22 protein-coding genes and 3 pseudogenes are annotated in these 25,463 nt (G+C 46.8%); 18 read left to right on the forward strand and 7 right to left on the reverse strand.

Features of this window, described 5'->3' with window-relative positions:
• Window positions 1-851 precede the first annotated feature (851 nt).
• Window positions 852-2,777 carry a hypothetical protein gene (locus DW769_RS14590; RefSeq protein WP_118750558.1) on the forward strand — a complete coding sequence of 642 codons (1,926 nt, stop codon included), beginning with the start codon at window positions 852-854 and terminating at the stop codon, window positions 2,775-2,777.
• A 258-nt stretch (window positions 2,778-3,035) separates the two neighbouring features.
• On the opposite strand, the pseudogene DW769_RS14595 reads toward DW769_RS14590, so the two are convergent.
• Window positions 3,036-3,575 (reverse strand): annotated as a pseudogene (locus DW769_RS14595) (helix-turn-helix domain-containing protein); the annotation flags it as partial.
• A 218-nt stretch (window positions 3,576-3,793) separates the two neighbouring features.
• Here DW769_RS14595 and DW769_RS14600 point away from each other — a divergent pair.
• The 3 genes and pseudogenes from DW769_RS14600 to DW769_RS14610 all read left to right on the forward strand — a co-directional run.
• Complete coding sequence (locus DW769_RS14600) at window positions 3,794-4,063, forward strand: hypothetical protein (protein ID WP_055227428.1); 270 nt, start codon at window positions 3,794-3,796, stop codon at window positions 4,061-4,063.
• Window positions 4,056-4,334, forward strand: a complete 279-nt coding sequence (locus tag DW769_RS14605; protein WP_055227426.1) for a DUF4160 domain-containing protein — start codon at window positions 4,056-4,058, stop codon at window positions 4,332-4,334. The genes DW769_RS14600 and DW769_RS14605 overlap by 8 nt, the downstream gene beginning before the upstream one ends.
• 502 nt (window positions 4,335-4,836) lie before the next feature.
• Window positions 4,837-5,019 (forward strand): annotated as a pseudogene (locus DW769_RS14610) (AAA family ATPase); the annotation flags it as partial.
• A gap of 140 nt (window positions 5,020-5,159) precedes the next feature.
• Here DW769_RS14610 and DW769_RS14615 read toward each other — a convergent pair.
• Window positions 5,160-6,332, reverse strand: a complete 1,173-nt coding sequence (locus tag DW769_RS14615; protein ID WP_118750559.1) for a sensor histidine kinase — start codon at window positions 6,330-6,332, stop codon at window positions 5,160-5,162.
• Window positions 6,329-6,976: a response regulator transcription factor gene (locus tag DW769_RS14620; protein WP_243105462.1), complete on the reverse strand. Its 648-nt coding sequence runs from the start codon at window positions 6,974-6,976 to the stop codon at window positions 6,329-6,331. The genes DW769_RS14615 and DW769_RS14620 overlap by 4 nt, the downstream gene beginning before the upstream one ends.
• A 133-nt stretch (window positions 6,977-7,109) precedes the next feature.
• On the opposite strand from DW769_RS14620, the gene DW769_RS17330 reads away from it, so the two are divergent.
• The 3 genes from DW769_RS17330 to DW769_RS14635 all read left to right on the forward strand — a co-directional run bounded on the left by DW769_RS17330 (window position 7,110) and on the right by DW769_RS14635 (window position 9,173).
• Window positions 7,110-7,253 (forward strand): CD1871A family CXXC motif-containing protein, encoded by a 144-nt coding sequence (locus DW769_RS17330; protein WP_055218540.1) that lies wholly within the window; start codon window positions 7,110-7,112, stop codon window positions 7,251-7,253.
• Window positions 7,246-8,157, forward strand: coding sequence for a 4Fe-4S binding protein (locus DW769_RS14630; RefSeq protein ID WP_118750560.1), 912 nt, complete (start codon window positions 7,246-7,248; stop codon window positions 8,155-8,157). Before DW769_RS17330 ends, DW769_RS14630 begins: the two co-directional genes overlap by 8 nt.
• 74 nt (window positions 8,158-8,231) lie before the next feature.
• A complete protein-coding gene (locus DW769_RS14635) occupies window positions 8,232-9,173 on the forward strand; it encodes a TlpA disulfide reductase family protein (RefSeq protein WP_118750561.1) in 942 nt (313 codons plus the stop codon).
• Between the two features lie 370 nt (window positions 9,174-9,543).
• Here the strand turns inward: DW769_RS14635 and DW769_RS14640 are convergent, their stop codons facing one another.
• Together DW769_RS14640 and DW769_RS14645 are read right to left on the reverse strand one after the other, a co-directional pair.
• A complete protein-coding gene (locus DW769_RS14640; protein ID WP_117804788.1) occupies window positions 9,544-11,013 on the reverse strand; it encodes a PTS transporter subunit EIIC in 1,470 nt (489 codons plus the stop codon).
• 210 nt (window positions 11,014-11,223) lie between these two features.
• Window positions 11,224-11,703 (reverse strand): PTS sugar transporter subunit IIA, encoded by a 480-nt coding sequence (locus tag DW769_RS14645; protein WP_117804787.1) that lies wholly within the window; start codon window positions 11,701-11,703, stop codon window positions 11,224-11,226.
• 537 nt (window positions 11,704-12,240) lie between these two features.
• Here DW769_RS14645 and DW769_RS14650 point away from each other — a divergent pair.
• The 4 genes and pseudogenes from DW769_RS14650 to DW769_RS17335 form a co-directional block, all read left to right on the forward strand.
• Window positions 12,241-13,581 (forward strand): TrkH family potassium uptake protein, encoded by a 1,341-nt coding sequence (locus DW769_RS14650; RefSeq protein ID WP_117804786.1) that lies wholly within the window; start codon window positions 12,241-12,243, stop codon window positions 13,579-13,581.
• 19 nt (window positions 13,582-13,600) lie between these two features.
• Entirely contained in the window at window positions 13,601-14,248 is a 648-nt protein-coding gene (locus DW769_RS14655; protein ID WP_022462603.1) for a potassium channel family protein, read from the forward strand.
• A 235-nt stretch (window positions 14,249-14,483) separates the two neighbouring features.
• A complete protein-coding gene (locus DW769_RS14660; protein ID WP_118639959.1) occupies window positions 14,484-16,472 on the forward strand; it encodes a DUF4118 domain-containing protein in 1,989 nt (662 codons plus the stop codon).
• Window positions 16,465-16,551 (forward strand): annotated as a pseudogene (locus DW769_RS17335) (DNA-binding response regulator); the annotation flags it as partial. The gene DW769_RS14660 and the pseudogene DW769_RS17335, both read left to right, overlap by 8 nt.
• A gap of 285 nt (window positions 16,552-16,836) precedes the next feature.
• Here DW769_RS17335 and DW769_RS14670 read toward each other — a convergent pair.
• Both DW769_RS14670 and DW769_RS14675 read right to left on the reverse strand, forming a co-directional pair.
• A complete protein-coding gene (locus tag DW769_RS14670; protein ID WP_118750562.1) occupies window positions 16,837-18,117 on the reverse strand; it encodes a metallopeptidase TldD-related protein in 1,281 nt (426 codons plus the stop codon).
• Complete coding sequence (locus DW769_RS14675; protein ID WP_118750563.1) at window positions 18,117-19,538, reverse strand: TldD/PmbA family protein; 1,422 nt, start codon at window positions 19,536-19,538, stop codon at window positions 18,117-18,119. The genes DW769_RS14670 and DW769_RS14675 overlap by 1 nt, the downstream gene beginning before the upstream one ends.
• 243 nt (window positions 19,539-19,781) lie before the next feature.
• Between DW769_RS14675 and DW769_RS14680 the strand changes: the two genes are divergently transcribed.
• Genes DW769_RS14680 through accB form a run of 7 tightly spaced genes read left to right on the forward strand, consistent with a single transcriptional unit; the run spans window position 19,782 to window position 25,449 of the window.
• Window positions 19,782-20,711: a beta-ketoacyl-ACP synthase III gene (locus DW769_RS14680; RefSeq protein ID WP_118750564.1), complete on the forward strand. Its 930-nt coding sequence runs from the start codon at window positions 19,782-19,784 to the stop codon at window positions 20,709-20,711.
• Window positions 20,712-20,762: 51 nt separating this feature from the next.
• Window positions 20,763-20,990, forward strand: a complete 228-nt coding sequence (gene acpP / locus DW769_RS14685) for an acyl carrier protein (protein ID WP_022462597.1) — start codon at window positions 20,763-20,765, stop codon at window positions 20,988-20,990.
• Between the two features lie 30 nt (window positions 20,991-21,020).
• On the forward strand, window positions 21,021-21,959 hold the full coding sequence (fabK, locus tag DW769_RS14690; RefSeq protein ID WP_117804782.1) for an enoyl-[acyl-carrier-protein] reductase FabK: 939 nt from the start codon (window positions 21,021-21,023) through the stop codon (window positions 21,957-21,959).
• Window positions 21,956-22,876 (forward strand): ACP S-malonyltransferase, encoded by a 921-nt coding sequence (gene fabD, locus DW769_RS14695; RefSeq protein ID WP_117760987.1) that lies wholly within the window; start codon window positions 21,956-21,958, stop codon window positions 22,874-22,876. The genes fabK and fabD overlap by 4 nt, the downstream gene beginning before the upstream one ends.
• A gap of 28 nt (window positions 22,877-22,904) precedes the next feature.
• On the forward strand, window positions 22,905-23,645 hold the full coding sequence (fabG, locus tag DW769_RS14700) for a 3-oxoacyl-[acyl-carrier-protein] reductase (RefSeq protein WP_022462594.1): 741 nt from the start codon (window positions 22,905-22,907) through the stop codon (window positions 23,643-23,645).
• Between the two features lie 16 nt (window positions 23,646-23,661).
• Complete coding sequence (gene fabF, locus DW769_RS14705; RefSeq protein ID WP_055227403.1) at window positions 23,662-24,897, forward strand: beta-ketoacyl-ACP synthase II; 1,236 nt, start codon at window positions 23,662-23,664, stop codon at window positions 24,895-24,897.
• A 36-nt stretch (window positions 24,898-24,933) separates the two neighbouring features.
• Complete coding sequence (gene accB, locus DW769_RS14710; RefSeq protein WP_055218562.1) at window positions 24,934-25,449, forward strand: acetyl-CoA carboxylase biotin carboxyl carrier protein; 516 nt, start codon at window positions 24,934-24,936, stop codon at window positions 25,447-25,449.
• Window positions 25,450-25,463: the final 14 nt, after the last annotated feature.

The following is a 25,463-nucleotide window of genomic DNA, read 5'->3' on the forward strand; positions in this document are numbered from 1 at the left end:
CAGTATCAGATGGCTTTTATAAAATGTCAATATACGGATGATTACCTACTTACAATTATCAGATAAAGTTCGGATATTATTAGAATTTTATAAATTTAATTACTGGCATCTTACGATGCCAGTAAAAAATAACAAAAAACTTTAGTAAGTTAATTTTAAAAAGCAAAGAGATTAAATTAAAACATATTTTCAGTTGATAGAAAATTAGTGGAGAGATATAATGAAGCAAATTAAATATTATGACAGAGTGTACATGTTTCGAGTGCGAAAGGTAAATAAACAGAAAAATACAGGGAGATTCGCACCGGAAAATGACAGGATGAAGAGAAAAGCGAAGAGAAGCTAGGTGAAAAAGAAAAGCTAGAATGAGAAATTTGGAAAGAATTAATAAAAATAAGAAGTGTTTAGCAGCAAAAATTATTTGAATTTGCAGTCGCCTTCCGTGAAGGCGTGAGTTGAGAATACTAGCATTTAGACCCTATAAATGTGCTGTTATAGAACGCCTATAAAGATGTTCCTCCTGCTCATTTGAATATTCTTGGAATATAAGTCTTCAATAGCATAAATACGGACCAAGGAAGCTGTATGAGAAGAAACAGAAGAGTAGAAAGTAAATGCTAAAAGAAAAGATATTATAATAGGAAGAAACACGAGTAAAAAATATTATAAAAAGAAAAAAACAAAAAGTCATGAATTGATTGTTATGCTGGAACATAGGTGTTAAAATCAAATTATATTGTAAGTACGGGGTATATATACAGTAATAAATTTGAGAAGTTTGTGAGCGTTATTTGCGTATACAAAAAGTTTGCATTTCCAAGAAAGAATTGTATAGGTTTGGAGGGATGTCAATGAATACAAGAGCGTATATTCCAATGGATTTTTTGAATGTTCCAGGAACACAGCTTGAGAAACTGCCATGGGAGCATGAACAGATATTGCGGCGGTATCTCAGCATGTCACAGCATATTTGTGAATTGGATGAGTTATATAGTATGATGGTTTTTAACTTGGAAAATATGTTTGAGAAATTCTCTTTACAATTTGACGATCGTATATTCGCTAAGAGAGGAGAAACTGTAGATGTGATTCAGATCAATGCGTTGCTTTGCAATGCCGTCAGCGCAGGGCGGACATTGATAGAATCTATGGAGAAATTTGATGAATTCTATATTTCTAAGGATAAAAGTTTTAAGAAAAACTTCATTTCGAAAGCATATGATCAATATTCGGAGTATAAAATTGTAGACTTTCTGCGAAACTATATGCAGCATGGCCATATACCGATTCATTATGATGAAGAAAAAATTTATTTAGATCTGTCAGAAATTCTGGGGACCACACATCTGAAGATGAATAAAAATCTAAAAAGGATGTTACAAAAGGCCAAAAAGGATTTGTTAGAGTATGGAGTAGCAGATACAAGACTTTGCTGTGTCCCGCTTTTTTATAAGTATTTTCTTTTGATTCATAGATTGTATCGGGCATTTTATTCGTATGCTGAGTATACATTGATGCAGATAGGAGAAGAAAAGCGAAAATTATTGCAGGATCATCCAGAATATGTACGGCAAGTGGATGAGATTGCTTTTGCGCCAGTTTATCAGGATGAATTGGGGCAGCTTCATGGAGTAGCGGTAGAGGACGGTTATGAAGAGAAAATTCGGGAAAATATAACGTATGCAGAAGAAAAACTTCAGGAATATATAAAAGGAAATGGACAGATCTGCAGTTTACAGATTGACTATTGCCTGGAATATCGTATTCCGGAAATGATCCTGATTCATGAGGAGGAGCTGTCGGAAAATCTGGTGTCTTATTGCAAAAAGCATGGACATGAGATTCGGCATGTTTCTTTTTATACGTATTATAAAGATGATATGGATAGCTATACACGCTATAAAATGTTTCCGTATATCCAATTTGAGGAGAGTGTCGAATGGAATGTCCCATATGACAGGGTGACGATTCGGGATTTCCTTCGCACATTTCCAGAGGCAGAGGAAAAAGGAATTCTTGTACAAGCCAACAATATGGGCGGGGATGGAATACAGATCGCGCAGGCGGTTTTGCAGGGATGGAAAACATTTTTATATCACAGTTCCCAGATATTGGACACGCTGGGAATAAACTCCCTGGCTGATGTAATCGACTGGGCGTCACGGGTAGTTTTTATTTATCAGAGTATTGGATGGCTGAAGAAGTCATTTGGAAAAAGAATCGAGAAGAAACCGACTATTGAGCAATTGGAAGAATATATCAGGAGAGCAGAACGGTGGGAGCTATCGCAGCTTTCATCTACACTGCATGCAGCGCCGGAATTGTTGAAACTGGTATTGAGCGAAGTGGGATATATCAGCCAAGATGGTGAGTTGTTTGTATATGATGAAGTAATAGCTACGCAAAGAAAAGAGGAAGAACGAAAACGTAAGGCAGAAAAAGAAAATTCGCATGGAACCCAGGTAGACTGCAGGAAAATGAATAAGGTGATAGAAGAGCTTAATGTCACGATTTTGTATTATGCAAGTTTACAGAATGAGAAAAAGGCAGAGGAATGTGGGAAAGAGACGAGGATAGGAAAATGCGTGGAGCAGGTGATCTGCAAGTATAGAGAGTTTCTATGGTGGGACGAAGTGAGAGAAGAGCTGAAGGTGAGAGATCCATTGCCGGAAAAATTTACAGAGGAGATCCAAGGAAAGATTTGCAGGGATGTGAGAGCGTTGGAGGAAGAGCTTTCTGGAAAATGCAGGGAATTAGAAAAGAATGAGAGCTTCTGAAAATAGAAGAAATGAACATAAGATTACAAATAAAAAGAATAAAAAAGAAATTCTGTAATTTTTTTAAAATAGTGCATATTCCGCAAGAACTGCGCATCCGTTCCAGAGGAACGGAGCGCCATTCCGCTTCAAACTGAGCAAAGCTCAGCAGGTTTATTAGTTACCGTTGTTTACTCTACGATCTCTGCCAGGAAATTCAAGACGATATGCCTTGGATGTCATTCGGCTTAAGCAGGCATCTGCATAGGTGGAATCTCCAGATTGTCCCTGATAAATAAGAGGCGAAATGACCATGTCCTTTTGACGTAGTTCATGCTTTGTCATGTTTATACCAGCCCTGGACGAAGACAGACATTCCTTGTATTTGCGGTCTGCAAAGACAGCATCGTAACGGTACTTGTGAGCAATGGAACAATGATGGATGGCTTTCGGACATCCATTACAGACGTAAGGAGCCTTATCAAGACGGTTACACTGTTCTTTAACGAAATCAGGACAGGTTTGGTTACAGGTTGGACAGGAAGTACACTTAATGTTGCAGAGTATGATTTTCCTGCATACATTTGTTTTTCTGCAGTGATATCTATGAATGCAGAAGTTGTGAGCGTTAAGGAAGGATCCTTTATGATACCAATCACTTACACGATGGAGTTTCACTTCCTTCGAAATAGTTGTAGGATCTTTGCATAAGAAGCGGGCGATATCTTTAAAAGTGCTGCCGTTATTCAGGGAACGCTCAATGTATTTACGGTCTTCAAGGGAAAGATGTTTCTGGTTACCAGGAATATATTTACTCATAGAGATCTCCTTCTACTGCTGTCAGAAGGTCTTCATGAGCATAGCACGAATATATGAAAGATTAAACTCCACTCATGTAGGAGTAAATTCCACCGCATAAGCGGACGATGGAATTTACTTTTGAAATTTTCAGTGAAAGAATTTAGCTTTTAATCACATGACAACGACAGGGTATGATGCTATAATGAGTTTAAAAATAAGAAACGGGGTGACGTTGTATGATGTATCCATATATGACACTGGCAGATGAAACGGAGATTGTTCATTCACAAATTGTTGAAAAAGATGGAATGAAAAAAGTTATTGTAAACTTTGAACGACCAACAGAAGATGGATTTGATTCGGCAAGGTGTGAATTGCCTGATTACAAATGGACAGAACGCCAAGGATATTCGGATGAAGAAATAGCAATGTTTGAAGAACTCCTGCATAGTAATGCTCATTTGCTATACCGGTATGCGGAGAATGGGGGGATTCAAATTGCCTAAATTGTTTATGGTATGTGGATATACGGTATATTTTTGGTCTAATGAAAATGGAGAACCAATTCATGTTCATATATCAAAAGGTAAGCCTACTCCAAATGCGACTAAAATATGGCTTACAAAGTCAGGTGGATGCATTTTGGCAAGTAATGGAAGTAAAATTTCCAAGAAAGAGCTGAATGAATTGATGGAATTTATATCAGCACAGTTTTTCTTTATTTGTGCAAAATGGAAAGAGGCATTTGTGACGGATGAGATAGGATTCTATTGTTAAGCATATTGTAACTTATAGTACATCGGGGACCGGTCCCAAGGCGGTCAATCCAAAAGAAGATCACTATAATTCTGATACAAAGATAAGATTAAAAGATTTTCCTAATATTCCCATGACCTTAGCAAACGAGACACATGGGGGTATGCCCTATGAAAATGAATAGAAAAAGCGAGTAAAACGGCAGGGGTCTCGAAAAGGAGACGGCTGCCGTTTTACTCGCTTTTTATCAGGGTTTTCCAGCAGTACGATAGTTCCCGTCTACTCAGATTTTCATAGGGTCAGACCCCTAGAGTTGCGTGGACCAAAGGCTCTGGGCGACATCCGGGGCGTGACCTACATATACGGAATGTTCTACCGCTTCGGACTGATTGATGTGCCGTAAACGAGGCAAAGCAGAAGATAGGATCAACTTGCCATTTGAGTTCCCAAATGGTAAAATCAAAATGCACTGGGATATAATATCCTTTGCCTGTTAATGTAGCTTCGGAAAGGGCGTGGAAGAATGGCAGCGACGTTAAAACTTCCGGTTGGTATCGAAGATTTTAAGGAAATTCGCCAACAAGGTTTTTACTATATTGATAAGACAAGACTGATTGAACAGCTTCTTGACAGCTGGGGAAAGGTAAATCTTTTTACAAGGCCCCGCCGTTTTGGTAAGACCTTAAATATGAGTATGCTCCGAAACTAACGGATAATGAAAAACAAAGATATGGCGCGCTTGTCCGAATGCAGGACGGAAAATACGCAATGGACGAAGATACGCTGGAATCGGCACTTCAGACATTGCAGAACAGATGATGTCATCGACTGGCTTTTGGGATGATGTCACTGTGTAAAGACTACCTCAAAGATCGTTCCGCCGGACGGGCTGGACTGAACGGTTATTCTGCCGTCATGTACGCGCACGATTTCACGAACCAGGGCCAGCCCAAGGCCTACTCCGCCAAGCTGGCGGCTTCTGGATTTATCTACACGGAAGAATGGTTCAAATATGCGTTCTTTTAATTCAGCCGGGATTCCGCTTCCGGTATCTTCTACGGACAGGCAGATATTTTTTCCGTTCCGGTATGCGGTTATGGTAACCTGTCCGCCGAAATGGTTGTATTTGATTGCATTCTCAACAAGATTGTATACCATCCGGTAAATCAAAATGTCACTTCCGACCATAGTGGTATCTTTACAGTTCCCGATCAGTTTTATCTCCTTTTCCTGGGCAAGCGGTTCCAGATCCACCAGTACTTCATCGACAAGGGCGTCAACGGCAATGGTTTCATCCCTGCTTACTGTTTGAAGCTCACTCATATCGAGCAGTGTCTTGACCATTTTGCTGAGTCGGCCGTTTTGCTCTGTCACCATTTTCAGTGTTTGTAAGGTGTCGGCGTCATTGCCTGGATGCGGGGTGGAATGGTATAAATCGAGCTGTACCTGCATGACAGACAGTGGAGTGCGAAGCTCGTGTGCTGCATTTGCCGTAAACTGTCTCTGGATTTCAAAAGCATCTGCGAGACGTTCCAGCATCTTGTTATACGAAATACGAAGCTGGTTCAGCTCTTTTACTTTGTTTTCTTCAATGCGCGAATCGGCCAGATTCTGTGCCTGCACCTCCTCGATTTTTTCGGAGAACTCACGAATGGGTCTGAGTGCATGGCCACTGATAAAATAGGTAGCGACACCGCCAAGAAGGGCCAATAAAGCGGAAAGGATCAGGCTGTTTCTTTTGTAGTCTGCTTTGTTGTTGTACACCTGAACAGAGAAATCTCTGGCAAATTCATCCCAATTGTCCTCCGGAATGCTGATATAGATTTGATCGGAACCGTCTGCGGCACCGTCTCCGCCCTGATCTTCGGCATCATCGCCCCGGGCATCTACGGTCTCCTGCAGGGAATCGATATAATAAATCCCGTTTTTATAGACAAGCAGGGTCAGACATCCACAGATGACCGCAATATACAGGGTAATGATACAGGTAAGTCTCCACTGCAGTGATATTTTTTTCATCGGTCGGACTCCTCTCGTATTTGATATCCTTCGCCTACTTTATTTAAAATCGGATCGTATCCAAGTACCGCCCTGAGCTTTCGGCGAAGAGAAGACATATGGACGCGGATGGATCCGCTGAAGCTGTCCACGGAGGCATCCCAGACATGCTCGATCAATTCTTCCTGGCTTACCGGTCTGCCAAGGTGAAGAAGCAGATATTCCAAAATGCCGTTTTCTTTTCTTGTCAGGGGAACCAGGGTTCCGTTGGCATAGGCCTCTCGTTTGATGGTATCGAATTTGATCCCGCCACTTTCCAGACAGACATCCTTTTGTACAAATTTTCTTCTCGTCAGACTGCGGATCCGCGCTTCCAGCTCCTGCAGATGGAACGGCTTTTCCATATAATCATTTGCCCCGGCATCGAGTCCTTCTACTTTGTCTGCAATCTGTCCTCTTGCAGATAAGATCAGCACCTTCGTTTCTTCGTTTTCCTTCCGGAGCTCTTTTAGAAGATCCATTCCGTCCATGCCGGGCAGATTGAGATCCAGGACAATCAGATCATAATTTTCTGCCAGGATGCATTCCAGAGCCTCCGCGCCATCATAGCAGGTATCTACCTCGTACCCGGCGGCGTACAGACTTCTGGCAACTGTGTCACACATTTGTTTCTCATCTTCCACGATTAATAATCTCAAAATTTTTTTCACCTGCCCATTTCTTAACAATGATTTTACAACAGCTATTGTATAATATCAGAGTCAGCTGGTCAATCAATAAAATCAAAGGAGCAACCACATTTTGAAATGCAGAAAAATATCTCAAATTGTTTTAGTTATCACAGGCATAGCAATGATGGGCTATGGCGCCGTCAGAGGGGAAGCGGCTGCTGTGCTTGGGAAAGCAATTAAATTATGTCTGGAGTGTGTCGGAATTGGATAAGAAAAAGAAGTTACTATCAAAGAAAATAGCCGGAATACGCGGGTGGATCCAGGCAGCGGCCACACTGCTTACCAATCCTCATATCCCCAATTTTTTTCAGGGCAAAATATATCAGGGCAAAGCGAAAACGGTATGCGTACCGGGACTAAACTGTTATTCCTGTCCTGCCGCGACGGGAGCGTGCCCCATCGGAGCCTTTCAGGCGGTTGTCGGATCATCCAAATTTAAGTTTTCCTACTACATAACCGGGTTCCTGATTTTACTCGGCGTGACACTGGGAAGATTCATCTGTGGTTTTTTGTGTCCGTTTGGATGGTTTCAGGATTTGCTTCACAAAATCCCCGGAAAGAAATTCTCTACGGCCAGACTGAAGCCGCTGCGGTATCTGAAATATATCATCCTTGTTGTTTTTGTGATTCTTCTGCCGATGTTTGCAACGAATTCGATCGGGATGGGAGATCCGTTCTTCTGCAAATATATTTGTCCGCAGGGCGTTCTGGAGGGGGCGATCCCGCTTTCCATCGGAAATGCCGCAATCCGGTCTGCACTGGGCAAGCTGTTTTCGTTTAAATTTGGTATTCTGATTACGGTTGTCGTGCTCAGCATCTTGTTTTACAGACCCTTCTGCAAATGGATCTGTCCTCTTGGGGCAATCTATTCCTTATTTAATAAGGTAAGCTTTTTACATATCACGATTGAAAACAGCAAATGTGTCGGATGCAATCAGTGTTCCAGGGCATGTAAAATGGATATCGACGTGTGCCGGACCCCAAATCATCCGGAATGCATCCGATGCGGAGCCTGCATCAAGGCCTGCCCGAAGGATGCGATCCACTATCAGTTTATGGGAAAAACGTGTCAGAAAAAGGACACCGGAGAGAAATCGCGAAGCATCGAAGGATGAAATGACAAGCCAGACTCTGTGAATTTATCGACGGTGGATTAAAACAATACTATTTTTAAAAGGAGCCATAACTTATGAAAACCAAAAGAACTTTTATCCCTGTTTTTACACTCAGCGTAGCATTATTACTTACCGCATGCAACGGAAAAGAGGCTGCAGACACAAAGAAAACGCAGACAACACAGACGGAATCCGGCACAGAAGCTGTTACGGGATCTGTTGCGGAATCCGAAACCGAAACGGCAGGGGCTTCCGGCACAAAGCTGGACGATTTATATCAGCAGGAAAACCAGATTTTTGCAGATCATGCGGATGTATGGAATAAGGTGTTTGGCATGATGAATAAAAGCACGGCTGATCCGAGCGGAAATTATGGGGATTATCTGGCAGACACGGTTGAAGCCAACAAGGACTCTTTTTCAGAGGACGAGCTGAATACACTGACGGATGATATTGCAACGATACGAAAAATCGAGGAACAGATAGCGGAAATGGAAAATGGCAATACAGCATCGGAAGATAGCAACGCGAAAAACGATTCCGAAGAGGCATCTCCGTTCCGGGATTTTTCGGGTCAGGATTATGATGGCAACACAGTTGACGAAAGTCTGTTTTCCAAAAATGCGGTAACGGTCGTGAATTTCTGGTTTACCGGCTGCAAGCCTTGTGTTGCTGAGTTATCCAAGCTGAACGAATTAAACGATGCAATCAAATCCATGGGAGGCGAGGTTGTAGGCATCAACACAGAAACCTTCGACGGAAATCAGGATGCGATCAAAGAAGCAGCAGCGGTTCTTGAAAGCCAGGGTGCGAAATACCGCAATTTTTCCATTGACTCTGCTTCCGCTGCAGGAAAGTATGCTTCCGATATTATGGCATTTCCGACCACAATCTTAGTCGATCGAAATGGAAATATTGTGGGAGAACCGATGCTCGGCGGAATCGACAATCAGGAGAATTATGATACGCTGATGAAACAGATCCAGTCCGTGATTGATGCAGACAGCGCGAAGTAAGACGAGAGCTGCGGCGTTTTTTGGGAGAGAAAATGGGAGTGCGAAAAAACAAAGTTACGTTTTTTCGCACTCCTTTTCATAACAAGATTTTAAAAAAATACATTTACGAAACGATGTACTGTGCTGTACCTGTCCCGAAAAGCTGCTCGGTGCTTAGAACAAGAGCTGAGGTCACACGGCGATTCCCCACATATATGCACACGTTTTCGGAACCACCAGTAATCCGACCTTTGGTTTTGATAGCAGCCATTTGACAAACAACAGCCGGGTTCCTGCTCTGCGAAAGGGCAGAAAATAAGGAAAACTTTGCGCAATTAAAAGGAGCATACCGCAGCAGCGATATGCTCCTTTTGAACTACCTGGGTAAATATTATTCACAAAGTTTGGAGAAAGCGTCAGCTACGAACTGAACTTTTGTTCCAACGATAACCTGTACAGAGGTTTTGCCAGGTTTGATCACGCCTGCCACGCCGGCAGATTTGATTACCTTGTCGTTTACGGCAGTGATATCTTTCACTTCCAGTCGCAGTCTTGTAACGCAGTTATCAATGCTTGTGATGTTTTCTTTTCCGCCGCAGCCTTCCAGAATTTTAGCTGCGATTGCGGTATAGTTATCACTTGCCAGTTCTACTTTTTTCTCTGCTTCGAGATCGTCATCTTCGCGTCCAGGAGTCTTCAGATCCCATTTCTTGATAGCAAACAGGAATACGAAGTAGAATACGAGGAATGCTGCGATTCCAAGCGGAATGATCAGCCATATTTTCTGTGCTGCGGGCAGTGAGGATGAGAACAGGAGGTCCATAGCACCGGCGGAGAAGCTGAATCCTGCACGGAAGCCGAGAGCAACTGTGATCATAGTAAAGATACCATACAGTAATGCATAGATTACGTACAGAACAGGAGCAAGGAACATAAATCCGAACTCAAAAGGTTCTGTAACGCCACAGATGAATGCGCAGACTGCAGCAGAAGCTACCAGACCGATCGCAGCTTTTTTCTTTGCAGGTTTTGCACATCTTACCATAGCAAGTGCAGCACCAGGAATACCGAACATCATACATGGGAAGAATCCGGACATGTACATACCAAGGCTCCAGGTTACATCAGCAGATGTTTCACCAGCCCAGAAGTGCTTCAAGTCACCAAGACCGATCGTGTCAAACCAGAATACATTGTTCAGAGCGTGATGTAATCCGGTCGGGATCAGCAGACGGTTCAGGAATGCATAGATACCGGCACCGACAACATCAAGGCTGACAATAGATTTACCGATTGCTACCAGAGCACCGAACAGTAATGGCCATACCAGTAACAGAACAGCAGATACAACGATAGAAACAACACCGGAAACAATTGCTACACAGCGTTTGCCGCTGAAGAAGGATAACCAGTCCGGAAGCTTGGTGTCTTTGAAACGGTTATAGCAGGCAGATCCGATGATACCGGCCAGGATACCGATGAACGGGTTTTCGATCTTGTCAAAGGCCAGCGTCTTTGTAGCACTCTCAGCGATGGACGGGATGATAGTTGTAACAACTCCGGTAGAAAGAAGTGTTGTGATCATCAGCCAGGATGCCAGAGCTGCGATTCCGCCGGTACCGTCATTCTTTTCTGACATACCGACACCAACGCCGATTGCAAAGAGAATTGCCATGTTGTCGATCAGAGCTGCTCCTGCTTTTACGAGAAACAGACCGATCAGGTTTACTGCGCCCGAGATCTCGCCGCCCTGCATCGTTGCCGGACACAGCCGGTATCCGATACCCATCAGGATACCGCAGATCGGCAGTACTGCTACAGGAAGCATGAGGGCTTTCCCTAGTTTCTGAAGAAATTTCATATATTTCTCCCTCCTTAAAAGATAATTTATATAACTGGATACCTCCAATTAGATACGTGAATTTACCGAATCCATCCAATATACTTACAAAAGCAAGTGCAGAAAAGACATTGAGAGTGCATTTCACAAAAGCAAGTGAGAAAAGACTTCAAGCGTACATTTCATAAAAGAAGAGGATGAAGATTCATCTGACGAAAGATCAAAAAAAGATCAGGAAATACTGAGAACGGCTTCGTCTAAGGAAACTTCGCCCTCTTTTTTCAAGCTGATTTTCCCGTAATCATCGGTATTGCAAATCAGTACCGGAGTGACTGTGTTCAATCCGGCCCCGGTGATCTTGTCCAGATCGACATCCATCAGAAGATCTCCTTTTTTGACCTGATCGCCGGCTGCAACGTGTGCGGTAAACGGTGCGCCCTTTAGTGTAACCGTATCCAGGCCGATGTGGATCAGGATTTCGGTTCCGGAGCTGCTTATGAGCGTGATGGCATGAAGAGTATCAAATACCATGGCTATTTCACCGTCTGTCGGTGCATAAATTTTTCCCTCAGACGGAATCACTGCAAATCCGTCCCCCAGGATTTTTTCGGAAAAGGTAGGATCCGGGACTTCGGAAAGCGGAACTACTTTTCCTTTGCAAGGTGCGTAAAGAACATTTTCTTTGTTCTTTCCTTTTAGAAAATGAAACATAAAATTGATATCTCCTTTCGAAAATAAGGTGCGATGTTTTTTCGGGATAGGGATCCGAGTTCATCTGTAATTACGTTGAGTGATTTTTTGTGAAAAAATTTGGTGTTTTACCCTTTGATCCGTTCTGTTTGACGTAAAAAGTCAACAAAATGCCGTTGGAAAAGGAAACAGAGTATTTATTAAAAACAAAATTGCATAATTCTGCACGAACTTCTCAATAGATTATATACATAATAACTGATACGTAAGGATTTGTAAATACTTTTTTTGATATTTATGACAAAAGAATCTACTTTCAAAAGGAGAAAAATCGGTAGTTTAACCAACTAATGCGTTACTGCGATAAAAGAAGAATATACACACATTGGGGTCAGACCCCATTACTGTTGTGGGAAACTTTTGGGCGGTTCCTGTTTTTTGGTTTGAAATTCGAAAAATCTTTATACAATCTTAATGCCATGGAAAAGGTATTTATACGTTTTTAAAGCGGAAGTCTCTAAAATAAGGAGGAATCAAAAAGAAGGAGTAAAAAGAGAAATGTGGAGTATAAAACTGCGATACAGGAAACAATGGTCGTCGTTTGAAATTATCATTCTTGGATTTGCGGGGGTAATTCTGGCAGGAGCACTGCTTTTGATGCTTCCTGTGGCTTCGCGGGAAGGAAATGTAACGCCATTTACAGAAACACTGTTTACTGCAACATCAGCCGCCTGTGTGACAGGACTGGCAGTCAGAGATACAGGAAGCTACTGGTCCGTCTTTGGACAGAGCGTGATTTTGCTGCTCATTCAGATCGGCGGTCTTGGTGTGGTTACGATCGCTGTTTCGATTGCGATGCTTTCCGGGAGAAAAATTTCCCTGATGCAGCGAAGCACGATGCAGGATGCGATTTCTGCCCCGAAGGTGGGCGGAATTGTGCGCCTGACGCGTTTTATCCTCAAAGGAACCTTTGGAATTGAACTGTTGGGGGCGTTGTTTCTTCTGCCTGTTTTTTTACGGGATTACGGCGGAAAAGGAATCTGGATGGCGTTGTTTCATTCTGTATCCGCATTCTGCAATGCAGGATTTGATCTTCTTGGAAAAACGGATCATCTGTATCCGTCCCTGACTTCTTATGTGGGAAATCCACTGGTTAATCTTACGATTATGGGGCTGATTGTAACAGGTGGAATCGGATTTCTGACCTGGGATGATATCTATACAAAAAAATACCATTTTCGTCAGTACTGCATGCAAAGCAAGGTGATCCTGCTTACAAGTCTGTTTCTGATTTTTGTTCCGGCGGCCTTCTTTTTCTTCCGGGATTTCGCCGGAATGCCGGTCAAGGAGCGGACGCTCTGCGCATTGTTTCAGTCCGTGACAACAAGAACGGCCGGATTTAATACGGCAGATCTTTCCGGGATGACAGGTGCTTCCCAGGCGATTATGATTGTTCTGATGATGATTGGCGGAGCACCGGGATCAACGGCTGGCGGAATGAAAATTACCACATTTGCCGTGCTGACAGCTAATGCGTCTGCTACGTTCCGTCAGAGAGAGGACACACAGATGTTTGGACGCAGGGTGGGCCAGGAGGTATTAAAAAATGCATCTACGATTCTGATGATGTATCTTTTTCTGGTGCTGATGGGAGGAATGGTGATCAGTGTGGCAGAAAATCTGCCGATTTCTGAGTGTCTGTTTGAGACAGCATCTGCTGTTGGAACGGTTGGCCTGACGCTTGGAATTACGCCGCAGCTCGGTGTTCTTTCGAAAGGAATTCTGATCGCACTGATGTTTCTTGGAAGGGTTGGCGGTCTGACGCTTGTTTATGCTGCGATGCCGGGGAGAAAGAGCGCACATGCAAAAATGCCGCTGGAAAAAATAAATGTAGGATAAGAAGAGAGGAAGAGATGAGATGAAAAATATTTTACTGATTGGAGTAGGAAGATTTGGGAGACATATTGCCATGCATCTGAATCAGCTTGGACATCAGGTGATGGCGGTAGACCGAAATGAGGAACGGATCGACGCCGTGATGCCGTATGTGACAAATGCACAGATCGGTGACAGTGTCAATGCAGACTTTCTGCGATCCCTTGGTGTGGGAAATTATGATGTCTGTATTGTGACGATCGGAAGCAGCTTTCAGGATTCGCTGGAAACCGCGTGTCTTTTGAAGGAGTTGGGCGCAAAATGGGTCGTGTCCCGGGCAGAACGGGATGTACAGGAAAAATTCCTGTTGCGGAACGGAGCGGATCAGGTTGTTTATCCGGAAAAACAGATGGCAAAATGGACAGCAATTCGTTACAGCTCGGATCATGTGTTTGACTATATTGAAATTGACAGTCAGTATGCGATTTTTGAGGTTGAAATCCCGGAGAACTGGATTGGAAAAAATGTCGGCCAGCTGGATATCCGGAAAAAATACGGTATTAATATTCTGGCAACAAGAAAATATGGAAAAACAGATGTTGCGGTGTCTCCGGAGACAGTTCTGGATGGCGATGCTACCATATTGGTTCTTGGTGAATATAAAGCGATCCAGAAATGTTTTCGAATCTGAAAGAGAGGTGATTTCTGTGTTAAGTGTAGGACTGCTCTTCGTTACCCTGGTCGGTTTTTTGTCTGGAGGTGTGCTCGTGGATCAGATAGAGACATTTTTCACGGAAAACAGAAGAGAGGAACCGGAAACGGGACAAAATTTCACGGAAAACAGAAAACAAGAACAGGGAACGGGAGAAAAAAAGATTTCCTGACTATAGCTTTCTCTTCATTTATGATCTACAATAGGAGGTGGGGTGAGACAGTTGGAAAAAGAAAAACAAAAAAAAGAGCATATCCTGGTGTGTCTGTCCTCTTCGCCATCCAATGAAAAAATTATTCGGACTGCGGCGCAGATGGCACAGGCGTTTCAGGCCGGCTTTACGGCATTGTATGTGCAGACAGCAGAAAAAACAGAAAAAACACCGGAGGATCTGGCAAGGCTGCAGAAGCATGTTCGTCTGGCAGAGCAGAGCGGGGCAGAAATTGTAACGACACACAGTGAGGATATTGCCCTGCAGATTGCAGAATACGCAAGAATTTCCGAGGTGACGCGGATTGTCATTGGAAAGAGCATGATGAAGCAGGGCTATTTCCATCAGCGAAGGGTGTGGACCGAGCGTCTGACGGATCTTGTGCCTGATCTGGAAATTCACATCATTCCAGACTCAGACGTGTACCGGAGATATCAGAAACGAAAAAAATTTCTGGAGTGGATGGAGTTGCCTTCCTGGAAAGAACTGATGCTTACGGTTCTGATTCTGGCTGCTGCGACCGGAATTGGAGAAATCTTTTTTCGGCTCGGTTTTACCGATGCCAATATCATTACCGTATATTTGTTTGGCGTCATGCTGACATCTATTCTGACCAGCGGTTATACCTGTAGTGTAATCAGTTCTGTGGCAAGTGTTATCCTGTTTAATTATTTTATGACAGAGCCAAGGCTTTCGTTGTATGCGTATGGTTCCGGCTATCCGGTGACCTTTGCGATCATGCTTGGCACTTCAATCCTGACCAGTACGCTTGCTTTAAAATTGAAAGAAAATGCAAAGCTTTCTGCACGAGATGCCTTTCGAACCAAGATTCTTTTTAATACCAGCCAGCTTCTGCAAAAGGCAGAGGATGCGTCAGAAATTTTTGATATTACGGCAACGCAGCTGATAAAGCTTCTGGGAAGAAATCTGGTTGTGGCGCCGGTAGAAAAAAAGAAAAACGGCATTGTGCAGGGAACTCTTTATAACGCCGAAACAGGAATAAAATCAGAAAAAGTTTTTAATGTGAAAGAACAGGAAATCCTGCAGTGGGTTCTGAAAAACCGGAAACGGGCGGGAGCTATGACAGAACGTTTTTCTGAAGAACCGTATCTGTACCTTTCCATCTATGCGGCACAGAACAGATATGGTGTGATCGGCATTTTCATCGGACAAAAGCCACTGGATGCGTTTGAGAACAGTATCCTGCTTTCTATTCTGGGAGAGTGCGCCATGGCACTGGATCGGGAACAAAGTGCGAGAGAAAAAGAAGAGGCGGCAGTCATGGCGAAAAATGAGCAGCTTCGGGTGAATCTGCTGCGGACGATTTCCCATGATCTGCGCACACCACTGACATCAATTCTCGGCAATGCAGACTCTTTGATCAGTAACTTTGACGCACTGGACGAAGGGATGCGGAAACAGATTTTTTCGGATATTTATGAGGATGCCGGATGGCTGATTGAACTGGTGGAAAATCTGCTTGCGCTTACGAAAATAGAAGATGGAAGTGTAAAACTGCAGTTATCCGATCAGGTGGTTGAGGATGTAGTCCGTGAGGCGCTGCGCCATGTAGAACGGCGGAAAAACGAACATAAAATTACGGTGGACTGCGGGGAAGATGTACTGCTCGCCCGCATGGATGCAAAGCTGATTGTACAGGTATTGGTAAACCTGATCAACAATGCAGTAAAATATACACAGGCAGGATCCAAGATCCGGATTACAGCCGGAAAAGAAGAAAAAAACGTATGGATTGCGGTGGAGGATAATGGACCCGGCATTCCGGCGGAGTGCAGGGAGCATGTATTTGAAATGTTCTATTCCGGAAAAAATAAGGTGAGTGACAGCCGCAGAAGCCTTGGCCTTGGGCTGGCGCTGTGCCGCTCCATTGTAAATGCGCATGGCGGGGAACTGGTGCTTCGTGACTGCGCTCCGCACGGCTGTCATTTTCGTTTTACGCTGCCGCTCAGTGAGGTGAATTTAAATGAATAAGACATTGATACTGGCCGTGGAAGACGATACGCCGGTCCACAACCTGATTACGACAACACTGAAAACACACGATTATAAATAACCACATTGGGGTCAGACCCCATTACTGTTTAGAAATTTTGTTCTTGTTTTGGCAATTCTGACACTGCAGACTGTGCTGAATGACAATATCAAAACGGCAGAAGATGTTGAAACTTATCTGGGTCTTAACACCCTGGTCGTTGTTCCGGATTTTGGAAGCAAAAAGAAATCCAGAAGACGAAGAAAAGACTGAACATAAACACAGAAAATTAAAAAGGAGCATCTCCGGTTTCGAACTTGAAACCTGGAGATGCTCCTTTTTCGTATGCTGCAGAATGAAAAATTATTTTCCCGCCACCGTCACATCCCGCAGCAGTACCGCACACGGTACCACGCGGTTGTTTATCTGCTGTGTCTCTTTCGAGAAAGTCAGATTTTTCAGCACATCGTCATAACGGGCGGAAAGTGATCCGCTGGTTGTCGGATGGGAGGTGGTTCCGTCGCTCTCATACGCGAGCCGGATCTCACCGCCGCAGGTGCCGCTTACGGCATCCATATCAAACGCACTGAAATCGGTGATTTCTATATGCGGCATGCTGCGCAGCTCGTCGAGTGTTTTCGAACCGCCTTCAACTACCATGTTATTCATGGAAGTAGTATCCTTCATGCCGATATAATGGGCATGCTGAAGGCTGCCCCAGTAGGAGCGGCAGATGCCGTTTTCAAACAGAACGCGCTCGGCTACCGGCCTACCGGTTTCGTCGTACGGCGCGTTTTTGGCAGAGCCGTCGAGCGTCGGCACGAGGCGGATATTCAGCGGATCGGCATCTGCGCCGGTGATGGCTTCGCCGATTTTTGCTTTTGCAACGCCCATATACTGATAAGAAGCGTTGGTATGCATGGCAAAATACTGGAAGAAACTGCCGACGGCATTTCCGGTCAGGAGAACATCAGCATGCTCATTCTGGCGGGTCGGAACAGCATTCAGACGCTGGCGGCCGGTGTGGAACATTCCGCGCACTTCGGCGATGATCTTCTCGGCAGATTTGTCGGAGAAGCGGAGATCCTTGTAGATCTCAATCTCATGATCATCCTTGCGGGAGTTTGTGACAACCTCGATCTCGCAGTCAAAGCCGGAGAAGGTGACATCGACACCGCGGGAATTGCGGATGTGTGTCTGCTTCTGGTTGACGAAAATCTCATATGAGTTTACACGGGAATCCTCTTCCGCCTTGATTTCCTGCATAGCCTGCACCAGTTTTACGAGTTCAGCGGTAAGATCGCGGGAAGCATCAGCCGTGTCGGCGCTTGCCTGGGCATCCGATGGCTCTGCAACAGGGTACCATGGGTTCTGCACAAACTGTGCGGCGAACAGCGCCTGGTCAATTTCCTGCTTCATTTCTTCGCGGGAAATGCCCTGGTGGATCTCTTTTTCTGCGCTTCCGCGGAATTTTCCATCCTCACTGTCGACAAAGACGGTCAGAAACGTATGAGTTACTTTTTTCGCGCGGCTCATGTCGAGCTTCTGACCGATGAAAAATGCCTCGCGGGATTCGGTCTGCTCTTCGCGGATCAGAAAGTCGCTGGCTTTGCTTGTTTTTAATACATTGTATAATTCGTTCATCAGCCTAACCTCACTTTACATTTCAGATACGGGCCGCCATCGCTGACTTTGACCCATTCTTTGTGACCTTTTCCGCACATGCCGGAGCCGAAGAGCTCTTCTTTGTCGGAAACCATGGAGATGCTCTTTAAGAGATCCGGAACGTAGCCGGTCAGGGTGACAGGAGATACGACTTTTCCGGTCAGCTTACCATCTTTGATCTCGCGGCCGAGTCCGACCATGCACTGGATGCCCCAGTGTTTCGGGTCTTCCATACCGGACTGAACGCTTTCGAGAAGATAGCCGTGCTCAATCGAAGCGATCATATCATCGAGTTTGTCTGTGCCTGCGGTGAAGTAGGTGTTGGTCATACGGGAGTAGACTTTGCGCTCGAAGCTCTCGCGTTTTCCGTTTCCGGTCGGCGTGGTGCCAAGGCGGAGTGCGCTTACGAGATCGCTGATGCCGGTAACGAGTGTACCGTGGTCGATGACCGTGGTGTCGGTGCCGAGCGTTCCCTCATCATCAAAAAGATAACTGCTGACCTGCTGTGCGCCGACTGCTCCGTCGTGCATGGAGGAGAGCTGGGAGGCAACAGGCTTGCCGATATACTCTTTGGCGAGTGCGCGGTCTTTGACAAACATATCCATCTCGACACCGTGGCCGAATGCCTCGTGTGCAATCACGCCGGTGACATCCGGTGCGGTGATGACATCGTACATGCCAGGGGTGACCGGATCGGAGTGGAGCTTGTCGTACAGAACGGCGATGATTTCCTCAACAATCGCATCCATCTCATTTAAGATTTCCACGCCTTTCAGGCCGGAGCAGGAACGGTACGACATATTCTGTTTTCCGTTTTCTGTGCCGATTGCGGAAAGGGAGCCCTCCGAGAAAGCGTAGGACTGCATCAGATCCTTTTTGGAGGAGAGGAACAGCTTGTTGACACGGGCAAAGCTGACGGTACTCTGGAATTCCAGAATTCCTTCATGGGCAGCGCCGACGTCGCAGAGCTTCCGAAGGTGGGAGAGAATCTCCTCTGCGGAGACGGTCTCCGGGTCAATCTCGATTTCATTCTGCATCGTTTTGGTGATGGCTTCTTCCTGCACGAGAGGAGACTCCATCTGCGCGATGCCGAGTGCCTTTAATGCCTGAAATTCGGATTTCAGCGCGGAAGTAATTTCCTCCGCAAGATCTGCGGCATCGGTGAGGTTGTTGAAGGAATATTCGGTGTAGGAACCGTCCTGCCATGCACGGACAACGAAGCCGCGTTCACAGAAGTGATAATCGCCGACGGTGGTCTGATGCATGCTGACGCGGTAGGTCGTACCTTTGACATCGGTGCAGAGCACGCTGACATAATCGAATTCGCGCTCGAGCAGACGGATCAGTTCCTGAATCTGTGGTTTGATTTCCACAAGATAGGATGACATTGGAACCTGCATAAGTTTGGTGTCCTTTCTGGAGCCTGCCGGAGTGTTCGATAGAGAACCTGCGCCGGGGCTCAAAATAATAGAATCCGGAAAAATAGTTTCGAAAAAATCCCGAACATAGTTTCATTATAGAAGTGGGAAATGGAAAAAGCAATAAAAAAAGGTTGACAAAATGAATTTTGATGATATACTTTGAATATCAAAACATTTGAAAAGAAAAATATTTGAGAATGAAATAAGCAAGAGGACAGTAAGGTGAAAAACGGCAGAATTGCGGGAACCGGTTCGTATGTACCGGAGACGATATGGAAAAATGAAGATCTGGAAAAGATGGTGGAGACGAGCGATATCTGGATCCGGGAGCGGACGGGAATCGGTGCGCGCCACATAGCCGGGGAGGAGACGGTTGCCCAAATGGCAGTAAAGGCGGCGAGAAGAGCGCTGGAAAATGCCGGGATCTGTTCGACAGAACTGGATCTGATTCTCGTCGGAACCTCCTCGTCGGAGAGCATCTTTCCGAATACCGCCTGTCTTGTGCAGGATGAAATCGGTGCCTTCCGTGCCGCCTGTCTCGATGTCAGCGCCGCCTGCACCGGATTTCTTGCGGTGTATGAGCTGGGCCAGCTGTATATCCGGAGCGGCAAGGCAAAAAACGTGCTGCTGATCGGCGCAGATGCCCTGAGCCGCTTGGTGGACTGGAGTGACCGCGGAACCTGCATTCTGTTCGGGGACGGCGCGGGAGCCGTTGTGCTGACGGCAGAGGAGCAGGAGACAAAAGCGTGCGAAAAGATCCATTCCGATGGAGAAAAAGGCGTGTCGCTGACCTGCGAAAAGGGAACGTATCTGCAGATGGACGGCCGTGCCGTGTTCCAGTTTGCCTTATCCCGCGTGCCGGAAGTCATCCGCGAGGTGCTCGCGGAAGCCGACATGGCGGTCGAAGAGATTGATGCGTTTATCCTTCATCAGGCAAACAGCCGCATCATCGACGGCGTGGCAAAACGACTGAAGGCACCGAAAGAAAAATTTCCGCGGAATATCGAAGCATACGGCAATACGTGTGCGGCGAGCATTCCGATTCTGCTGGATGAGTGGAACCGGTCCGGCAGAGCCCAAAAAGGACAGAGAATCGTTCTCTCCGGTTTCGGAGCAGGACTGATCTGGGGCGCGGCGTACCTGGAATGGTAAGAAACGCCCATATAAAATAAGAAGAATAAGAAAAAAAGTGAGGACAAAAACATGTTAGAAAAAGTAAAAGAAACCGTAGCAGAAGCACTGGGAGCAGACATCGATACCATCACAGCGGAGACTTCCTTCAAAGAGGATCTCGGAGCAGATTCCCTGGATCTGTTTGAAATGGTCATGTCCCTCGAGGACACCTGCGGCGTGGAAATCCCGACCGAGGATCTGGAAACGATGGTAACTGTCGGTGATGTTGCAGAGTATCTGGAGCAGCACAAAAACTAAGAAAGATCGGGAAGCAGGAGGAAGCGATTCATGATCACAGAAGTGACAAAATTACTCGGGATTCAGTATCCAGTCATTCAGGGCGGCATGGCCTGGGTGGCGGAGCATCATCTGGCAGCGGCAGTTTCCGAGGCCGGCGGCCTTGGCCTCATCGGAGCATCGGCGGCACCGGCAGAGTGGGTTCGGAATGAAATCCGCGAAGCAAAAAAACTGACGGACAAACCGTTCGGCGTCAACATCATGCTGATGAGCCCGTATGCTGATGAGGTGGCAAAAGTGGTTGCCGAGGAAGGCGTAAAAGTCGTTACGACGGGCGCAGGAAATCCGGAGAAATATATGGAACTGTGGAAAAACGCTGGTATCCGCGTCATCCCGGTGGTCGCTTCTGTGGCTCTTGCAAGACGAATGGAGCGCGCAGGCGCAGATGCCGTTGTGGCAGAAGGATGTGAGTCCGGCGGCCATATCGGCGAGACGACAACGATGGCACTCGTTCCGCAGGTGGCAGATGCCGTAAAAATTCCGGTCATTGCGGCCGGTGGAATTGCGGACGGACGCGGCATGGCGGCAGCCTTTATGCTGGGTGCCGAGGCGGTTCAGATGGGAACGCGTTTTGTCGCTTCGAAAGAGGCCGTTGTGCATGAAAATTACAAGCAGCTGGTGATCAAGGCGAAAGATATTGATACCCGCGTGACAGGCCGCACAACCGGTCATCCGGTGCGGGCGATCCGAAATGAGATGACACGCCATTATCTGGAACTGGAAAAAGAGGGAGCTCCGTTCGAAGAGCTGGAAAAACTGACGCTCGGCGGTCTTCGAAGAGCCGTTGTGGACGGCGATGTCAAAACCGGAAGCGTGATGTCCGGTCAGATTGCAGGTATGGTAAAAGACGAGAAAAGCTGCAAAGAAATCATAGAGCAGATGATGAAAGAGATGGAAGAACTTCTGAAAGGAGCACCGGCGCGGTTATGAGTAAAACAGCATTTATGTTTCCTGGACAGGGTTCCCAGTGTGTCGGCATGGGCGCGGATTTTTATGAAGCATGTCCGAAAGCGAGAGCCGTCTACGATATGGCATCCGAGCTGATCGGGATTGATATGAAAAGACTCTGTTTTGAGGAAAATGAACATCTGGATCAGACAGAGTTTACCCAGATTGCACTGCTGACAACCGGAATGGCGATGGAGCAGTCCATCCGGGCGTGCGGCCTTACGCCGGATGTGACAGCGGGCCTCAGCCTTGGCGAGTACAACGCGATTGTGTCCGCCGGCGGTATGGAAATGGCGGATGCGATGAAGGTCGTCCGCAGAAGAGGCATCCTGATGGAGGAGGCCGTTCCGGCAGGCGAGGGCGCGATGGCGGCGGTGCTCGGCATGGAAGCTGCAAAAATCGAAGAGATTTTGAGCGGGATTTCCGGCGCCTACATTGCCAATTACAACTGCCCGGGTCAGATTGTCATCACCGGATATGAGGCGGCAGTGGCAGAGGCTTCGGAAAAGTTAAAAGAAGCAGGCGCAAAGCGGGTACTTCCGCTGAACGTAAGCGGCCCGTTCCATTCCCCGATGATGGAAGCTGCGTCCCAGGGGCTGACCGAAGCGCTCGAGGGCGTCGGCTTTATGGAGTTGAAGATTCCGTATGTGACGAATGTAACCGGCCAGTATGTGCGTGACATTGCACTGACGCGCGGCCTTCTGATCCAGCAGGTGGCATCCGGTGTGCGGTGGCAGCAGAGCATCGAGGCAATGATTGCGGACGGCGTTGATACCTTCGTGGAGATCGGACCGGGAAGAACACTGACCGGCTTTTTAAGAAAAATCAACCGGGATGTAAAAGGTTACAATATCCGCACCTATGAGGAAATGCATCAGGTGTGCGAAACTTTATTATAGATAGTGGATTATGCAGCAGGAGAATGAGATGTTAAGTGGAAAAACAGCAGTAGTAACGGGCGCATCCCGCGGAATCGGGCGTGCGATTGCAGAAAAACTGGCGGCGGAGGGAGCCTTTGTTGTCATCAATTACAATGGTTCAAAAGAGGCGGCCGAAACCGTGCTTGCGGGAATCCGCGCGGCAGGAGGAGACGGCTGTGTGATGCAGTGCAATGTATCGGATTTTGCGGCGTGTGAAGCGTGGATGAAGGAAATTCTTGCTTTGTATGGGAAAATCGATATTCTGGTCAACAACGCGGGCATCACAAAGGACGGCCTTCTGATGGGCATGTCGGAGGAAGCCTTCGACCGTGTCATTGAGACAAACCTCAAGGGAACGTTCAACTGCATCCGCTTTGCGGCACGGCCGATGATCCGCCAGAAGAGCGGCTGCATCATCAACATGGCTTCTGTGGTCGGCGTGGCAGGAAACGCCGGACAGGCAAATTATGCGGCATCGAAAGCAGGTGTGATCGGCCTGACGAAAACAGCGGCACGGGAACTGGCATCCCGCGGCATCCGCGTCAATGCGATTGCGCCGGGCTTTATTGAGACCGATATGACGGAGGTTCTTTCGGATAAAGTGAAAGAAGCATCCGTATCCCAGATTCCGCTTGGCCATTTCGGAAAGCCGGAGGATGTGGCAAACCTGGCCGCATTTCTGGCATCCGAAGCGGCAGCTTACATCACCGGACAGGTGATTCACTGCGACGGCGGCATGGTGATCTAAGAAAAGGAGAGTTGGAATGAAGAGAAGAGTAGTCATCACAGGGCTGGGTGCGGTAACCCCGATTGGAAATACCGTGGAGGAATTCTGGAACGGCGTCCGCAAGGGAGCCTGCGGAATCGGAACGATTACGAAATTTGATACAGCAGAATATAAAGTACATCTGGCAGGCGAGGTCAAAGGCTTCGTGGCAAAAGAGCGCATGGATTTCAAAGCGGCAAGACGAATGGGAACCTTTTCCCAGTATGCCGTTGCAGCAGCAAAAGAAGCGTTTGCAGATGCCGGCATTTCCATGGAGAATGAAGATCCGTTCCGCGTCGGCGTTCTGGTGGGCTCCGGCGTCGGTGATCTGAATGCATGCGAGCAGGCGAAAGCCAAAATTGATGCCGGAAATCCTTCCCGCGTCAACCCGTTTACCGTTCCGGTGATGATTGCGAACATGGCGGCGGGAAACGTTGCGATTGCACTCGGCGCGAAAGGAAAATGTACCAGCGTGGTGACGGCGTGTGCGACAGGAACGCACTGTATTGGCGATGCCTTCCGCGCAATTCAGTACAACGACGCGGACATCTGTGTGGCAGGCGGCGCGGAGAGCGCAATTACGCCGGTCGGCGTGGCAGGCTTTTCGGCACTGACCGCACTTTCCGAGTCGGAAGATCCGCTGCGGGCTTCGATTCCGTTTGATAAAGACCGGAACGGTTTCGTCATGGGTGAGGGCGCCGGCATTCTCGTACTTGAGGAGCTGGAGCACGCGAAACAGCGCGGCGCGAAGATCTATGCAGAGGTAGTCGGATACGGCGCAACCTGCGATGCGTACCACATTACTTCTCCATTGGAAGATGGAAGTGGTGCGGCACGTGCGATGGAGCTTGCGATGGAAGAAGCGGGAGTAAAACCGGAAGAAGTTACTTATATTAATGCACACGGAACGTCCACACATCACAACGATCTGTTTGAAACGCGTGCGATCCGGAAAGCCTTCGGTGATGCGGCAGACCATGTGCTGGTCAACTCGACGAAATCGATGGTCGGTCATCTGCTTGGCGCGGCAGGCGGTGTGGAAGCTGTTGTCTGTGCGAAATCCATTCAGGACGGCTTCGTGCATCAGACGATTGGAACAAAGGAAGCAGATGCGGAATGCGATCTGAATTACTGCATCGGCGCTCCGGTGGAAACCGATGTGAAACTGGCAATGAGCAATTCCCTTGGTTTTGGCGGCCACAATGCGGTGCTGCTGTTTCAGAAATATGAATAAAGCGGCATCGTGTTCCGGTGCAGAAAGGAAAATAAGATGGAATTAGATCAGATTTTACAGTTGATTGATAAAGTTTCGGATTCTTCGCTGACCGCGTTTGATTACGAGGCTGATGGGATCAAGATTGCCATGGAGCATGGAAAAGCAGCTCCGGTGCAGGTGCAGATGAGCGGGGTTCCATCCGGTGCCGGTCTGCAGATGGCAGAGATGATGGGCGGAGCAAATGGCGTGACAGCGAAAGAAGCAGCCATGCCGGAGAGAAAAGAAACGGCAGGAAAAAGTACAGCGGCTGAGGATCACAGCGAAGCAGAAGAAGGCGTTTTTGTGACATCCCCGCTGGTCGGAACGTTTTATACAGCTCCGGCAGAGGATGCCGAGCCGTTTGTGAAGGTCGGCGACACCGTGAAAAAGGGACAGGTTGTAGCGATTGTGGAGGCCATGAAGCTGATGAATGAGATTGAGAGCGAAGTGGACGGCGTGATTGCGGAGGTTCTGGTGAAAAACGGCGAGATGGTTGATTACGGAAAACCGCTGTTCCGGGTAAAAGCGTAAAGCCGGGACGAGAA

Origin of the sequence: Blautia sp. AM29-29 (genome assembly GCF_003480555.1) — a bacterium.
GTDB lineage: Bacteria > Bacillota > Clostridia > Lachnospirales > Lachnospiraceae > Fusicatenibacter > Fusicatenibacter saccharivorans.

Bases quoted from the DNA above. Each gene is read 5' to 3' on its own strand.
- DW769_RS14590 (WP_118750558.1), top strand. From the start codon at position 852: ATGAATACAAGAGCGTATATTCCAATGGATTTTTTGAATGTTCCAGGA.
- DW769_RS14600 (WP_055227428.1), top strand. From the start codon at position 3,794: ATGATGTATCCATATATGACACTGGCAGATGAAACGGAGATTGTTCAT.
- DW769_RS14615 (WP_118750559.1), bottom strand. From the start codon at position 6,332: ATGAAAAAAATATCACTGCAGTGGAGACTTACCTGTATCATTACCCTG.
- DW769_RS14620 (WP_243105462.1), bottom strand. From the start codon at position 6,976: ATGTGTGACACAGTTGCCAGAAGTCTGTACGCCGCCGGGTACGAGGTA.
- DW769_RS14635 (WP_118750561.1), top strand. From the start codon at position 8,232: ATGAAAACCAAAAGAACTTTTATCCCTGTTTTTACACTCAGCGTAGCA.
- DW769_RS14640 (WP_117804788.1), bottom strand. From the start codon at position 11,013: ATGAAATTTCTTCAGAAACTAGGGAAAGCCCTCATGCTTCCTGTAGCA.
- DW769_RS14645 (WP_117804787.1), bottom strand. From the start codon at position 11,703: ATGTTTCATTTTCTAAAAGGAAAGAACAAAGAAAATGTTCTTTACGCA.
- DW769_RS14650 (WP_117804786.1), top strand. From the start codon at position 12,241: ATGTGGAGTATAAAACTGCGATACAGGAAACAATGGTCGTCGTTTGAA.
- DW769_RS14655 (WP_022462603.1), top strand. From the start codon at position 13,601: ATGAAAAATATTTTACTGATTGGAGTAGGAAGATTTGGGAGACATATT.
- DW769_RS14670 (WP_118750562.1), bottom strand. From the start codon at position 18,117: ATGAACGAATTATACAATGTATTAAAAACAAGCAAAGCCAGCGACTTT.
- DW769_RS14675 (WP_118750563.1), bottom strand. From the start codon at position 19,538: ATGCAGGTTCCAATGTCATCCTATCTTGTGGAAATCAAACCACAGATT.
- acpP (WP_022462597.1), top strand. From the start codon at position 20,763: ATGTTAGAAAAAGTAAAAGAAACCGTAGCAGAAGCACTGGGAGCAGAC.
- fabK (WP_117804782.1), top strand. From the start codon at position 21,021: ATGATCACAGAAGTGACAAAATTACTCGGGATTCAGTATCCAGTCATT.
- fabD (WP_117760987.1), top strand. From the start codon at position 21,956: ATGAGTAAAACAGCATTTATGTTTCCTGGACAGGGTTCCCAGTGTGTC.
- fabG (WP_022462594.1), top strand. From the start codon at position 22,905: ATGTTAAGTGGAAAAACAGCAGTAGTAACGGGCGCATCCCGCGGAATC.
- fabF (WP_055227403.1), top strand. From the start codon at position 23,662: ATGAAGAGAAGAGTAGTCATCACAGGGCTGGGTGCGGTAACCCCGATT.
- accB (WP_055218562.1), top strand. From the start codon at position 24,934: ATGGAATTAGATCAGATTTTACAGTTGATTGATAAAGTTTCGGATTCT.